This window comes from Myroides sp. NP-2, assembly GCF_014145665.1.
Lineage (GTDB): Bacteria > Bacteroidota > Bacteroidia > Flavobacteriales > Flavobacteriaceae > Flavobacterium.
Genome location: NZ_JACHTD010000007.1, coordinates 82,466 through 97,409 on the forward strand (window position 1 = coordinate 82,466; position 14,944 = coordinate 97,409).

Sequence of the window (14,944 nt, forward strand, 5' to 3'; positions counted from 1 at the left end):
TTCTATTATTTATTATTATCTACCCCAAATTGCCATTCCGCCTAAACCATTTGGATGCATTGTGTTCCAATAAACACTTCCTGGTGTATGTTGTGTTTTCGGAACTAACTGCAAGACCCCAGATCCTATATCATGATGCCATACCCAATTTCTTGGAGACTGACCTAAGATATTTCCAGTAGATGAACGTGGAATTGAAATCCCCATTTTAGATATTGAACCCGCAAAAGCAGCATCAGAAGCCATAGTGTTATTAAGTGCTACATTTGCAGCTTTAAAATGAGTATAATAACCTTTTCCAGGATATAAATTCTTTGTTAAGCTCATTTCAAAAGCAACGGAATATTGTGCTCCACTAGGCCCTTTTACAACATTAATCGTAATCTCCTCTAAAACAGTAGAACCCGTCGTATTGGGTATACGCAACGGACCGCCTTGGATGCCACCATCAACTGCACCTAAAGGTACAATTTTGACTCCATTCTTTTTAATACAAAACCCGCTTATATCAAACACATACAAGCGGGTTTATCTTTATAATTTCTTTACAGCTTTAGCATCGTCCTTGGAAAAACGCGTAAAACTTCGATTGCTTCACAGTAAAAACCAATGCAATCATTTTCATGCTCCTCAATTTGAAAATTGATGTTCTCCCAACCATTAGCTGAAACATCCAGGACATCAAACCCAAAAGCTGGTTGTAAAATATCTCCTTCAACATTTAATTTAAGTTGCGTACAATTTAAAAATTGTACTTCAACCACAACAAATGCCTCTTCTCTATTGGGCCATCCCTTTCCTTCTTCCTTTTCTTGACACAAAAACGTAATGGTTATATCTTTTTTGGACCAGGCAAAAGATTGAATAAAAACTACGGTTTTCGGTAGCCCATTATTAGTTGTAAATCTTATCATTTTAAATAATCTTTATTCTCGATTCACTGTACTTATATAACTCAAAACTTGATACAAACCTTGAAATGGTTTTCCTTTTTCTACTTGTATAATATAGTCAATGCCAGATTTAACTTTGACTAACAGCCGAGTAAATTCTTCCTTTTTTAAAATGCGCTCTTTAAATTCTTCTTCCAAGGCAATTCTTACTTCTATAATATCAAAAAATTCAATAGTAACTAATGCTGTACCCTTATTCATTATCAATCTTGAATCAGTTATCAATAGCTGATTTGCTTCATGCTGTTTAAATAAGATTAATGCCTTTTCATCTTCTTTGAGTAGTTTTACTAAACTCAATGCTAAACTTTCATTAGTGCTCAGTATTTTTGTAAATAAGCCTTCTCCCCCCTTTCTAATAAAAAGAGATACTAATACTGAAGGTTTATATTTTATATTTTTCATCATTTAACGTCTTAAACTTTTTTGTAACAATATACCACTAGCCGATTTCTCGAAAGAATATCCAAAACGATTTGCTATATTAGGATTAAGAAAACCATCATTTATGACAGATGAGCCATAAATAGATATTTTTTATCCTTGTATCTTTTAAAAATAACTTAAATAGAATCAAGGTCTGGTTTATCTAGCGGTATATCTAAAGTTCTTAAAACCTCTTTTGCCATCTGCCTAACATTATTCCATTCTATGTTAGAAAAATCATCCAAATCAACATTCCTCAAACACCATTGAATTTTATTATTTAAGCGTAAGATAGACGCTATCGCATTATTTGAAAAGTTATTATCTTCAATTAAAGGAGGTAAAAGTAAGAAAGCATTTTCGAAACTCGATAATACATCATCTGGTACATCTGCAAATTCAGGCAAATAAGCTTCCTGCTCATTTAATGATAATGATAGCAATTTCAAACTATTTATTACTGTTTTATATTGAAAATTCATAGACTAAAAATTTAAGGGTATTCTAAATGTTCCATTTCCTGATGACACTTTCCAATAAGGTGCCCCATCAAAATGCCTAGGAGTTCCTGGGTGATATTGGATCATTCGTCCAGTAAAATCCGTTCCTCTAAGATTCACCTCTCGCAGCATCCACCCTTCAGCTCTTGTGCTTTTTCTCATCACATCGTTAATCCAATTCTGAGAATCCCCAAGTGCATTTCTCACAAATCCATAAGATTTTCCTCTTAAAACACTTGGATTTGTCATTACATCATTTACACTTTCAAGAAACAATCCTACAGGACGTAATCCTGTTTTTCCAGATTCACTTACTACATTAATCGTAATCTCCTCTAAAACAGTAGAACCTGTTGTATTGGGTATACGCAATGGACCGCCTTGAATCCCTCCATCAACTGCACCTAAAGGTACAACTTTTGTCACACTGTTTTTAATTTCATTCGTATAAGCTAAATCAGGGGTATTTTTAATGTTGAAGCAACACATACATGAGTAATTGTTGCTTCAAATACAAAAGCTATAGCATTAGACATTTGTCCTATACCTCCAAAAAAATAATACCTACCTTTGCGCGGTTAAACGTAGAGCAATGAAAGAACAAAATTTGATCAAAGGCGTCTTGTTAGTAGCCATTGGAGCATCTAGCTTTGGAATGTTGGCTTCCTTTGTAAAATTGGCGTATTCGCATGGATATACCACAGCTGAAGTTACCTTATCTCAAGTCTTACTCGGACTTATTGGCATGTTCATCATCAATGGGATTCGAAAAAAACAAACCACGGATGCTGTAGCGAGTAAAAAAGACATCCGCAACCTAATCTTAGCGGGTACCTCTATGGGATTCACTTCTGTTTTGTACTATATGGCGGTGAGTTATATCGACGCTTCTATTGCCGTTGTATTGTTGATGCAATCGGTATGGATTGGCGTAGTCATAGAAAGTGTGGTAACCAAACAATTCCCAAGCCTATTAAAAATTGTAGCGGTAGCTCTAATTCTATTTGGTACCGTATTAGCAACTAATGTGTTAGCCAATGAAATCGAACTCGATTACCGCGGACTGATCTTCGGATTTTTAGCGTCTTGTTCTTTTGCGACAACCATGTTTGCCTCCAACGTAGTGGCCAATCACCTCCCTGCACCTAAGCGAAGCTTATTTATGTTATGTGGGGCTACAACCATTGTATTGATCTTTTGTTTTATTACCCAAATCGGACCGAATAATTCAGACATCATGTTGTCTTTTTACCAACAGTTTACAACCAATACAAGCGGTATTCGCGACTTTGATTGGAGTATTTTTTACTCTTGGGGGTTGTTGTTAGCCTTATTCGGAACTATATTACCTCCAATCTTCTTGAATATGGGATTCCCTCATACAGGAGTTGGTTTAGGAAGTATTATCGCTTCTATTGAACTGCCTGTTTCCGTTACCGTAGCCTATATGGTCCTACAAGAACAAGTTGTTTTGATCCAATGGCTAGGCATTCTACTGATTTTAAGCGCCATCTTTTTGATGAATAGCCAGCTTATTTTCAAGAAAAAACAGGCTATAACCTAAGAAATTAATCCATCACTATCACATAAAAGTCTTTGTATCAACTGCAAAGACTTTTTTATTTTTCCGCCTAAAAAATTCACATTCACTAGAAGTAGTGATATTGTTTTTCTGCTGTTTTATCTACATTTGTTGTACAATAAAAACACATAGGACGATGTACAAAAAATTATTACCTATTGCCTTGTTATTTTCTTCTGCAATCTACAGCCAGACAGTAAAAGATACCTTATGGGTAAACACATATGACGAAGTGACGACCAAAGCATTAGCTAGCTCGTTTAAAATTTCTAAACCCGTAAAAAACAAAGAGGGATATAGAGAAATCGCGACGTATAACAAAGAGACAAATGCAATTGAAGTAAAGGGGATTGGAAGTTTTGATCATGCGAACACCATCACGTACGACGGAAAAGTTTCGTATTACAACCCAGATGGATCGCTTAATTTCGATATGTTCTTTGAGGAAGGAAATGCCATCAATATTACCTCAACGGATCCTTTCACACAAGAGGCATACAACTTGACCTATGAAAGTGGATATCCATATGATGGAAAAATGGTTCAATTGTACAAAAATGCTTATTTCTATATTGTGATGAGCGAAGGAAGCTATGAATCTTACATCTATGTCAATAAAAATAAGCCTGAGCAAAAATACACCCTTACTTTTGATGAGCTGAACAACATCTTGGATGAGCAATATGTTGATGAAAAAGGCAACGTTATTTTCGCAGCAAATTATGAAGATGGATTGATTAAAAACGGAACATCTATTATTTTAGACTATGATACGTTCCAACCAACTACAACGAGCACCTATGTTGATGGAGTGCAAACTGAAACTGTTAACTATTTTAAAACAGGACAAATAAAGCACAAAACTACAGCTACTGCCACACTAACAACTACTGTTTTTTATGATGAGCACGGCAAAGTGGTAGGCACCTACAAAGCGGATTTAGCAGAATATGGAACAGAATCCAACCAAGAGGGAATCTATGTATTCTACAACGAATATACCGATACACCGGACACGCCAATAAGTCAATCCGAATACAAAAAAGGAAGTTTAGTTAAGGAAACTATTTTTTATACTACAACTGCTTTTGCTCCCAAATCGACAAAATATTACAAAGGCGACTATTACCTAGAAAAAATTGAGTATTTCAACGAGGATGGAAGTAAAAAAGGAGAATTAGTATACAATGAGGATGGATATACGCCTCAAAATGGTATTTTGTATGACGATGAGTCAATTACAACGTATAAAGATGGTGTTTTAGTTGCTAAGACGTCCTACTATACAACAGGGGAGCTTTTTGAAGAAGCTACAGAGTATGCTTCTGTTTACTACGACAAAAAAGGAGCAATCCTTGGTAAATTACAATCTAAAAAAGGGGTATACGGGTATATCGAGCCTTTTCAAGGGGATTTTATTACCTTAAGCAATGATGAAATTGGATCGAAAATTAAATATGAGGCCGGTCGAGTTGTGTATACTGCAACCTATGAGCCTTATCCTTCTTACGATAGCAAACCCATCCTAAGAGAAGAGATTTTCACTCCTCTAAATGGAACATCGAAACGCATTTACTATTCTAGACAAGGTCAAAAAAGTAGAGAAGAATTATTCACTAAGAATGACTACGACGAAACCATCTTAAAAGTAACCTACTTTGATACCAAGGGCAAAGTAACAGGTATTTTTGACAACGTTGAAAAAGAGGGGACTCACTATACGTTTTTTGACAACGATGTCGTTGAATCAATGAGTACCTATAGCAAAGGACAATTGATCTACAAAAAAGAATACGCCAATAAAAATGGATCGTACAGTACTGAAATAGAACCATTTTTACTTTCAGAAATCAACTACAACAAGGAAGGGGTTTTCTATGATATGGAAGGCAATCAAACAGCAAAAGCTTCGTACAAAGCAGGAAAGCCTTATACTGGAACAGTGAGTACTTATGATGGGTATTCTACTACAATCACAAGCTATGAAAATGGATTAAAAGAGGGGCTCGAAACCTTCAAAAGTGATTATGCAGATTATATTGCTACCAAAATATACTACAAAGCAGATCAAATTACCAGAGAAGAAAACTATGTGGACAGCTACTTGCAATCGTCTAGAGCATATAAAGATGGGGAGTTACATGGGCCTGCTAAGTTTTACGATGAAGAAGGTGAGTTACTTGCCACTTTAGAATACAAAAATGGGTATGCACATAACGGAACCTCTATTTCATATGGATATGAAAGCAATGTCTACACCACGTATACCAATGGATTAATCACGTATGAAAAAACGGTAAGCGCTTACACAGGTTTATTGTTAGCTGAGGAGACAATCTTAGAAGATGGCAGTATGCAGAAAAGTGTATACGACGACAATGAAGCTTTAGTATACCAATATGGGCTAAAAGATTACGCATTACACGGAACTTGTACATATTACGAAAACGGGAAAGTGAAATACAAAAGCACTTTTGAGGATGGACGTTTTGTAGAAGGTACTGTAGCATTAAAAGCCTGGGGAGATACCTATAGCTATGCTGATTACGATGAAAGCAGTTACCTTGTGTGTACCTTACAAAAAAATAGCATGACAATTCAACGCATTGACCTGGAAACCAAAAAAGTTGTTTTTGAATTAGTGAGTAAGCTGAAAAAAGGAAAGATGGAAAACAATCCTGTTTTCCAAAATAGAATTGACAGCACTAATTTATATCCGTATAACGATTATCATTCACTATATTAAAAAAAGGGAGACATTTACGTCTCCCTTTTTTTTTCCTATAACCTAATAGTTTTTGGATGAATTATAATAATCATAGGTTCTCTTTTCGTTCAATTCTTTCTGTTCTTCGACAAATTCTTGTGGCAGAACTTTAAGGAAAGAAGGATGTTGTTCAATAGCCATTTCGATTTGTTCAACGATTTGATCGATACTGCTATTTTCATAGTCAATTTGCAGAGGCTCTTTAATGACCATAGACTGCAAGATTCCCTTCTTTTTTAGGTGTAAGCCCTTTTTGTCAAAAGAGCGTCGGAAGCCATCAATTACGATGGGAACTACAATAGGTTTGTAGTTTTTGATAATATGAGCGGTACCTTTTCGAATGGGTTTAAACGATTTAGTCGTTCCCTGCGGAAAGGTAATTACCCAACCATCATCTAGTGCAATTTTTATATTTTCGACTTGACCTTGGTCTACTTCTCTTTTTTCATCAATATCCACTCCTTTACTTCTCCACGTTCGATCGACTTTCACTGCACCTACATAAGCCATAATACGCGGTAAAATGCCCGCCTTCATTGTTTCTGCCGCAGCGACATAGTACAAATTGAGCTTGGGTTTCCAGATATACATAATATTCTTAATCGAATTATCTCGCCCTTTTAAACTGGCATTAAACACGTGGTACATGGCCACTACGTCAGCAAAATACGTTTGGTGATTCGAAATAAACAATACATTTTTATCGGGTAAACGACGTAAAATCTCCGATCCTTCGATTTGTAAATCGTTAAACCCTCTATATCGCTGATGCGTTAAGAAACCAAAGGTTCGAATGATCCATTTTTTTAGCCACAATATATGTCCAAATGGATTTCTCTTAAATAATCCCATACTCCTACATCCTGATTAATAACTTACAAATTTAATGCTTTTACTGCTTGCAATAGGTTAAAATTTGCTAACAACGCCTTATTTATATGTTTTAAATGCGTTTTTCAGTGTTTCCTTGAGTTCACTCAGCATCATCGCTGTTGCTCCCCAGATAGTATAGTTATTGTAAATAAAGGCAGGTACATGCGTCCAAGAGGCATAACTGGTTTTCATCTCTACTTCTTTAACAATGTGTTCGTGTAGTAAAACGTGTAATGGCAATTCGATAATACTAGCTACCTCAAAAGCATCGGGCACAAACAACAGTTCTTTTTGTGCGATGCCCAAATACGGTTGTACATAAAAATTACTTGGTGGAATGTAAATTTTGGTAAACGGCTGAATAATTTGAATGTCTTGTTCGACGATTCCCACTTCTTCATGTGTTTCTCTCAGGGCTGTATGCTGTAGATTCTGATCGTTGAGTTCGTATTTTCCTCCGGGAAACCCCACCTGTCCGGAGTGAATCCCTTTATAGGTTGCCCGTTCAATTAAGAGCACGTAGGTTTCTTGTTCTTTGGGATACAGCAACATCATTACAGCCGACTCCTTTGGATTTCGCTCGCTAAAATCTTCCGCATACAAATAAGGGATCCTTTCTTGGGGGATCATCTTGCGATGTGCATCAATCCCAACGGGTTTTGCACCTTTAATTTGCTCAATCTTATGCAAAAAAGAATCAAAAGTCATAGCTTTGCTTTATCAAATTAACATGTACCTAAAAATACGACTTTATCAACAATGTATAGTAAAGAAGATGCTAAAAGAATTAAAAAAGAATTCTGGATTCAGTTTGCAGAAACCTATCCTCGAAAGTGGTTGTTACACAACACCAAAATCAAGGATGTAACCTTTAAGTTCTACGCCGATAACAAAAAAGCAGAAGTTCTTTTAGATATAGAACCTCGAGATGAAGAGAAGAGAACCATCTATTACGAAAAAGTAGAATCCCTCAAAGGCATTTTGTTGGAAGATCATGTACCTGATGCGATTTTTGAGCGCAATTACTACCTGGAAAACGGAAAATTAATCAGCCGTATATGGGTTTCTATGGAGGGCGTATCTATTAATAACCCTAAAACGTGGGACGCAATTTTCGATTTTTTTAATGAAAAAATGACGGCATTTGAAATTTTCTTCTACGAATACGAAGATTATATCCGAGATTTAGAAATAAATACTTAACTTTTCCGTTGTAATCAACTAATCTCCTTTGATAAAAAATCAATGCTAAAAAAGGTCCCTTTTCTATTTTTCATTTGTTTTGCTGTGCAACTGACATGCGCACAAACGAAGCCTATAATGAAAATGGATACGGTGCCGCAATTTGACAGCGTACAGTACAAGAAATTGCCTTTTCAGGAGCAAAAAGATACGACGGAGATTTTTTCCAACCTCAAGGAGAAAAACAAGCACAGTAAACTAGGTCGGTTATTCAACAAGCTGGTGTATAAAAACAACAAGCGTTTGGTAGCTCATGCTCCGGAAGTACAAGTAAACCGTCAGTTGGATCAAGGCGAAGGAAAGATTATCCGAAACATCAAGATTACCACGCTTGATCCCTTTGGATATTCGGAGAAAGACACCCTAAAAAAGCCTGAGAAAGCGTTGGAAGTATGGGGAAACCGCGCCCATTTAAAAACGAAAAAATTTACAATTCGCAATTTTTTACTTTTTAAAGAAGGCGATGTTTTCGACTCGTTAAAAGTCAAAGAATCCGAGCGTTTAATCCGTACGCAACGCTATGTGCGTCGGGTTTTGATTACAGCACTTCCTACCTCCTCTCCTGATTCTGTAGATATAGCAATCCGCGAACTAGATTCATGGACCATTTATCCTAGTGGTTCGATTTCTACTTCATCTATGCGCATAAAACTAACAGATCGAAATTTTGGTGGATTCGGACATGATGTAACCGTTCAATATATTAGGAGATTCAGCGAAAACAGAGAAGGTGCTTATTTTAGCTATGCAGTGAATAACATCCAAAATACGTTTATTCGCTCCAATGTATTATTCAATCAAGACGCTTGGGGAAACTATGTCAAAGGAGTTTCACTCAACAGACCCTTTTACTCTCCCTATGCTAAATGGGCAGGGGGGGTTAGCGCACAGCAGCGCTTTAGGCGAGATTCCCTCCCTGATCAAAACATGAAATACAGCTTAGAATCGATTAAGTACAATACCTATGACTATTGGGCGGGGTATTCTATTCCGCTATATACCAAAAATCCTACCATTACCAACTTGCGCACGTCGCTTCGATTTGTAAAGGAAAACTACCATAAAACACCAGGACCTGAATACGATCTCTATAATTATTACCGCGATCAACGCCTATATTTAGCTTCCATCAGCTTGAGTTCTACCAACTATATTCAAGATCGATTTATCTTTAATTACGACATTATTGAAGACGTTCAAGTAGGTAAAATCTTAGCTTTTACGGGGGGAATGCGCGACCGATACAACAAGCGAAGGGCCTATTTTGGCGCTAGATTTTCAATGGGTGGCTATACCAAATTAGGGTATTTTGCCGGAAATATAGAATGGGGTGGTCATTTTGACGGTGGTAAAACCGAACAAGCAGCTTTTCGATTGGAAGGTACATATTTTACACGACTCTTCGTATGGGGTAATTGGCGATTCCGACATTTCTTCGTCCCCCAAATGGTACTCGGCTCCCATCGCTATGATCACATTGGTGATGAACTGAAGATAGAAGGTATTATTCAGGGAATACGCGCACAAAAAGTTACGGGTACCAAACGACTTTCCTTAGCCTATCAATGGCAGTCCTATGCTCCATACGAGTGGAAGGGGTTCCGTTTTAATCCGTATTTCAGTTTTGAAGGCGCCTTTATTGGAGACAGTAAAAATCGACTGCTCGATCCTAAGCTCTACTCTCGATTTAGCTTAGGTCTCGTCGCAAATAACGATTATCTCGTTTTTAGTAAAGTGACTATTTCCTTGGTGTACTATCCGACCATGCCTGATTCGGGGGGAAGTGTATTCCGTGCAAACTCTGTGCAATACAACATGGACTTACCTAATTTTAACTACGATAGACCACAGACTGTTTCTTATTATTAAAGTAGGCGAACAATACATATAAATAAGAAGGGTTTGCAGTTGCAAACCCTTCTTGTTTAGGTCAAATAAAAATGCTTTTATAGCGAGAAATCTATCGACTCAGTTTCGCTTGAAAGCGCTCCAAGCGATTTTCTTCTGCCAGGTGACGGATAATATTTTCTTCTTCTTGTGTCCATTCAACGTGGCGGCGACTCATTACAATCTTCATGGTTTCAATTGCTTTAGAAACGTCATACACATCATCTAAATCTTTACCACCCCATGTAAAGCTTGGTAAAAACGTTTTAGGGAATCCACCTCCAAAAATACTACATGCCACTCCTACGACTGTTCCGGTATTAAACATGGTATTGATTCCACTCTTACTGTGATCCCCCATCATTAAGCCACAAAACTGCAATCCTGTATTTTCTTGTGCATTTGTTTCGTAGTTCCACAGTTTCACTGTTGCGTAGTTATTTTTCAGGTTGGAGTTATTGGTATCAGCACCTAGGTTACACCATTCCCCTAAAACAGAGTTTCCTAAAAAACCATCATGTCCTTTGTTGGTATAGCCAAACAATACGGAGTTACTTACCTCTCCCCCTACTCTACACTCAGGTCCTACAGTAGTTGCACCATATATTTTAGCTCCCATTTTCACTTGAGCTCCTTCACAAAGAGCAAATGGTCCGCGAATAATTGCGCCTTCCATAATTTCGGTATTTTTACCAATGTAAATAGGGCCTGTAGTCGCATTCAGTGTAACGAAGTTTAGCACTGCTCCTTCTTCAATAAAGATTTGTTCACGTCCGAGTGCTTGTACTGTTGAGGGAATCGGTTCTGATTGGCGATCTTCTGTTAACAAGGCGTAATCCTGACGAATAGCTGCATCGTTAAACTGAAAAATATCCCATTTGTGTGCGATTTTTAGTAGGGCAGCCGTAAAATCAATCATCTCATACTCGTCAAAATCGATTTCTTCTTGTTCCTCTTCTGTAAAGAAAGCAACAATATCATCCTGATAAACAATCGCTTGATTAGGTTTCAACTCTTGAATACGCTCTACTAATTCTGCTGTTGGCAAGAACGCGCTATTAATCATAATGTTTTGCTCTGCTTCAACCATGGGAAACTTAGCTTCCAAGTATTCTTCCGTTACCGTTGTTGTGGTATACCCCAAATATTTTTCCCATTTTTCACGAATGGTCAAAATCCCAACGCGTATATCCGCTACTGGTCTTGTAAAGGTAAAAGGCAATAGGGAATTTCTTACTTCCCCGTCAAATAAAATATAATTCATAGCAATACATATCAGTTCATAGATTATCCAAAGTTAAGAGAATCTCATCTAAAAATCACAATATCCCTGACAGATATACAAAAAAAAACCTCCCAATTACTTGGAAGGTTTTTTGTTATTTGAAGTAAATTCAGACTATTTGTTGAATTTAGCATATTTGCTTTTAAATTTATCGATACGTCCTGCAGTATCAATAAGTTTAGATTTACCTGTGTAGAAAGGGTGAGATGTACGAGAGATCTCCATTTTAAACACTGGGTATTCTACTCCATCAACTTCAATTGTTTCTTTTGTTTCAACTGTTGATTTTGTAATGAATACGTCTTCATTTGACATATCTTTAAATGCTACTAATCTGTAATTTTCTGGGTGAATACCTTTTTTCATGATAAATCTGTTTTTAAAAATTGAGCTATTCTCTATTCCGAAGCTTTCTGTTCTCAAGAAAGGTGTAAACGTTGAATAACTTTTGGGTTATACTTATTTTATTTAAGCATGCAAATTTACAATTTTATTTGAATTTACAAATATTATTTCTTGTTTTTTTTAGTGAGTGGTAAGTGGTAAGTGGTAAGTGTCACTATTCACCACTCACTATTCACCACTCACTATTCACCACTCACTATTCACCACTCACTATTCACCACTAAAGACTTTCCGCCTTAAATCCTTTTTTCTTGATGACATTCACCACTTCTTCAGCCGGGACATTCGTGTTTTTCACCGTTAGGATTTTATCACTCACTGAAGTATCTACTGTCCATTGTCCTTCACCTAGAGCTTCGTTTAGGTCTGCAGTTACTTTTCCTACGCAGCTTGAGCAATTTAAATTCGTTTTGAATTGATTTGTTGTATGGTCCATGTTTATTATTTTTTATGGGTTATTACTATGGCAAAGTTCTTTGGTTTGCCGTTAAATTTGTTATAGTATTCTTACTCTCTTTTGTCAAATTTCTCGTTGGATTACTTTTTCCACTTCAGGCGTAAGCTGTTGCTCACCACGCTCACACTACTCAGTGCCATGGCAGCTCCTGCAATCATAGGGTTCAATAAAAATCCATTGATCGCATACAAAATACCTGCAGCAATGGGGATTCCGATTAAGTTATAGATAAAGGCCCAAAATAAGTTTTGTTTGATGGTGGTAACGGTTTGTTTTGACAATCGAATCGCCTGTGGAATTTTGGTTAGATCCGAAGAGATGATCGTCATTTTGGCTACATCCATAGCGATATCACTTCCTTTGCCCATGGCGATACTAACATCAGCTGTAGCTAAGGCGGTACTATCGTTAATTCCATCCCCTACCATGGCAACTACTTGTCCTTGTTGTTGCAGGTTTTTAACAAAATCAGCTTTATCTTGTGGTAATACTTCCGCTTTATAGTGTTGAATACCCGTTTGTTTGGCTATAGCTTGAGCCGTTGCTTCATTATCTCCCGTTAGCATATACAATTGGATGCCCATGTTTTGCAACTCTTGAATCGCCTGAACAGAAGTTTGCTTAATTTGATCTGCAATAGCAATAACAGCAAGAGCTTGTTGGCTGTTGGCAAACCAAATCACGGTTTTGGAATCTCTCCCCCATTGATCGGCTTGTTGTTGTAGGCTTGGAGCAATCGTCACTTTATTTTCCAGCATTAACTTTTTATTGCCAACAAAATAGGTTTCTCCACGATAATCTGCCTTAGCTCCTTTTCCTGTAATACTGTCAAAAGCAGTTAGATCCGTTGACTTCTCTCCTGCAAAATACGCTACTACAGCTTCTGCTAATGGGTGTTCGGATTGTTTTTCTATACTGAGTAAAACGTCTTTTCTCTCGTCTTGGTTCTCCAGCCATTTCACTCCCGTTACATGTGGTTTACCTTCGGTAATAGTACCCGTTTTATCGAGAACAATAGCCGTAACGTTTTTGGCTAATTCTAAGCTTTCTGCATCTTTGATTAAAATACCGTTTTCTGCACCTTTACCCACGCCCACCATAATAGCCGTTGGCGTTGCCAATCCCAAGGCACAAGGACACGCGATCACCAGTACCGTTACAGCGGCCAATAAACCGTGTACTAAACCGTGCTCACCTCCGAGGATTAACCACAACACAAACGTCAAAACAGCGATACCAATTACGACAGGTACGAATATTCCTGCAATTTTATCGACTAATTTTTGCACGGGGGCTTTACTTCCTTGGGCATCTTGCACCATGCGAATGATTTGTGCCAACATCGTTTCTTTGCCAACTTTGACTGCCTCAAAGCGAAAGCTTCCTTTTTGATTAATTGTTCCAGCAAACACCTTTTCCCCTTCTTTTTTCAATACTGGTAAGGGTTCACCACTCAACATACTTTCGTCAACATAGGAGTTTCCTCCGAGTACCATACCGTCCACGGCTATCTTTTCTCCTGGTTTTACTAAGATTATTGCACCGACCTCTACGGCTTCGATGGGAATTTGCTTTTCTGTTCCATCTGCTTGAAGAACCACAACCGTTTTAGGTTGAAGTCCCATGAGCTTTTTAATGGCGGAAGACGTATTGCCTTTTGCCTTTTCCTCCAACAATTTACCGAGTAAGATGAAAGCGATAATCACGGCAGCTGCTTCGAAGTACACATGAGCTTCTAATCCTCTACGTGCCCAAAATTCGGGAAACAACATAGTAAAGACACTAAATACATAGGCGATCCCTGTACTCAACGCCACTAGGGTATCCATATTAGCAGAACGATTTTTCGTCTGTTTCCATGCGTTTACGAAGAAATCTTTTCCGAAGTACAACAAAACAGGAGTTGAAAACAACCACATGATTTCATTGCCATAGGGGATATCCATAAAGAACATTCCGATAGCCACCACGGGAATCGACAAGAGTACAGCGCCCCATGTTTTGCGTTTGAGTTTTTTGAATTTTTCGGCCTGTATTGCTTCTAGTGATTCTTGTTGTTCGGCTTCATCCACAATTAATAAATCGTACCCAGCCCCTTGTACTGCTTTTTGCAATTGGGTTGCATTGGTTAACGTGGGTACATATTCAACAGTTAAATTTCCTGTGGCAAAATTTACAGCAGCGTGAACGACACCTTCTTCAAAGCTAACAATGCTTTCTGCACTTCCCGCACAAGAGGCACAAGTCATGCCTAAAACGGGAAACGTTTGCTTTACCGTAGGTACTTCATAGCCTAAGTCGCGCACTTTTTTCACCGCTTGTCCAATCACTTCAGCATCGGCAATAGCAAGTGCTACACGTTGGTTATTGAGTTCCACTTTGGGGCTGTCAATACCGCTAACTTGGGTCAGTCCCTTTTCTACCACTAGGGCACAGTGCTCACTGTTCACTTGCTCTAACGGTAGATATACTATTTTATGTTTACTTGTACTGGTCATAATTTTCCTTGTATTTGTATGGTACAAATTTGGTCACTATTGGCCAGTAAAGTGTTATGTAATTTCGGG

General features: G+C 37.7%; 15 protein-coding genes. 4 read left to right on the plus strand and 11 right to left on the minus strand.

The annotated features are described in order from the left end of the window. Window positions 1-15: 15 nt before the first annotated feature. The 5 genes from H4K35_RS08590 to H4K35_RS08610 form a co-directional block, all read right to left on the minus strand. The gene (locus tag H4K35_RS08590; protein WP_182627029.1) at window positions 16-516 is read right to left on the minus strand and encodes an HNH endonuclease; all 501 of its coding nucleotides are present in this window, start codon (window positions 514-516) and stop codon (window positions 16-18) included. Between the two features lie 29 nt (window positions 517-545). After that, the gene (locus H4K35_RS08595) at window positions 546-914 is read right to left on the minus strand and encodes a hypothetical protein (RefSeq protein ID WP_182627031.1); all 369 of its coding nucleotides are present in this window, start codon (window positions 912-914) and stop codon (window positions 546-548) included. Between the two features lie 12 nt (window positions 915-926). Then, a complete protein-coding gene (locus tag H4K35_RS08600; RefSeq protein ID WP_182627033.1) occupies window positions 927-1,361 on the minus strand; it encodes a hypothetical protein in 435 nt (144 codons plus the stop codon). Window positions 1,362-1,516: 155 nt separating this feature from the next. Continuing rightward, window positions 1,517-1,861, minus strand: a complete 345-nt coding sequence (locus tag H4K35_RS08605) for a hypothetical protein (protein ID WP_182627035.1) — start codon at window positions 1,859-1,861, stop codon at window positions 1,517-1,519. 3 nt (window positions 1,862-1,864) lie between these two features. Beyond that, window positions 1,865-2,368 (minus strand): hypothetical protein, encoded by a 504-nt coding sequence (locus H4K35_RS08610; RefSeq protein WP_182627037.1) that lies wholly within the window; start codon window positions 2,366-2,368, stop codon window positions 1,865-1,867. A 103-nt stretch (window positions 2,369-2,471) separates the two neighbouring features. Here H4K35_RS08610 and H4K35_RS08615 point away from each other — a divergent pair, with 103 nt between their 5' ends. Continuing rightward, the gene (locus tag H4K35_RS08615; protein WP_182627039.1) at window positions 2,472-3,443 is read left to right on the plus strand and encodes a DMT family transporter; all 972 of its coding nucleotides are present in this window, start codon (window positions 2,472-2,474) and stop codon (window positions 3,441-3,443) included. A gap of 154 nt (window positions 3,444-3,597) precedes the next feature. Then, window positions 3,598-6,207, plus strand: coding sequence for a hypothetical protein (locus tag H4K35_RS08620; protein WP_182627041.1), 2,610 nt, complete (start codon window positions 3,598-3,600; stop codon window positions 6,205-6,207). A 42-nt stretch (window positions 6,208-6,249) separates the two neighbouring features. Here H4K35_RS08620 and H4K35_RS08625 read toward each other — a convergent pair whose 3' ends face one another. After that, window positions 6,250-7,080, minus strand: coding sequence for a 1-acyl-sn-glycerol-3-phosphate acyltransferase (locus tag H4K35_RS08625; RefSeq protein WP_182627042.1), 831 nt, complete (start codon window positions 7,078-7,080; stop codon window positions 6,250-6,252). A gap of 78 nt (window positions 7,081-7,158) precedes the next feature. Next, the gene (locus tag H4K35_RS08630) at window positions 7,159-7,809 is read right to left on the minus strand and encodes a CoA pyrophosphatase (protein ID WP_182627044.1); all 651 of its coding nucleotides are present in this window, start codon (window positions 7,807-7,809) and stop codon (window positions 7,159-7,161) included. A gap of 51 nt (window positions 7,810-7,860) precedes the next feature. Between H4K35_RS08630 and H4K35_RS08635 the strand changes: the two genes are divergently transcribed. Next, entirely contained in the window at window positions 7,861-8,304 is a 444-nt protein-coding gene (locus tag H4K35_RS08635; protein WP_182627046.1) for a DUF4268 domain-containing protein, read from the plus strand. A gap of 117 nt (window positions 8,305-8,421) precedes the next feature. After that, the gene (locus tag H4K35_RS08640) at window positions 8,422-10,212 is read left to right on the plus strand and encodes a hypothetical protein (protein WP_255492406.1); all 1,791 of its coding nucleotides are present in this window, start codon (window positions 8,422-8,424) and stop codon (window positions 10,210-10,212) included. 91 nt (window positions 10,213-10,303) lie between these two features. On the opposite strand, the gene H4K35_RS08645 is transcribed toward H4K35_RS08640, so the two are convergent. The 4 genes from H4K35_RS08645 to H4K35_RS08660 form a co-directional block, all read right to left on the minus strand. After that, a complete protein-coding gene (locus tag H4K35_RS08645; RefSeq protein ID WP_182627049.1) occupies window positions 10,304-11,494 on the minus strand; it encodes a GlmU family protein in 1,191 nt (396 codons plus the stop codon). A 135-nt stretch (window positions 11,495-11,629) separates the two neighbouring features. Further along, window positions 11,630-11,881: a type B 50S ribosomal protein L31 gene (locus tag H4K35_RS08650; RefSeq protein WP_182627051.1), complete on the minus strand. Its 252-nt coding sequence runs from the start codon at window positions 11,879-11,881 to the stop codon at window positions 11,630-11,632. Between the two features lie 259 nt (window positions 11,882-12,140). After that, entirely contained in the window at window positions 12,141-12,356 is a 216-nt protein-coding gene (locus tag H4K35_RS08655) for a heavy-metal-associated domain-containing protein (RefSeq protein WP_182627053.1), read from the minus strand. 101 nt (window positions 12,357-12,457) lie between these two features. Then, complete coding sequence (locus H4K35_RS08660) at window positions 12,458-14,875, minus strand: heavy metal translocating P-type ATPase (RefSeq protein ID WP_182627055.1); 2,418 nt, start codon at window positions 14,873-14,875, stop codon at window positions 12,458-12,460. Window positions 14,876-14,944: the final 69 nt, after the last annotated feature.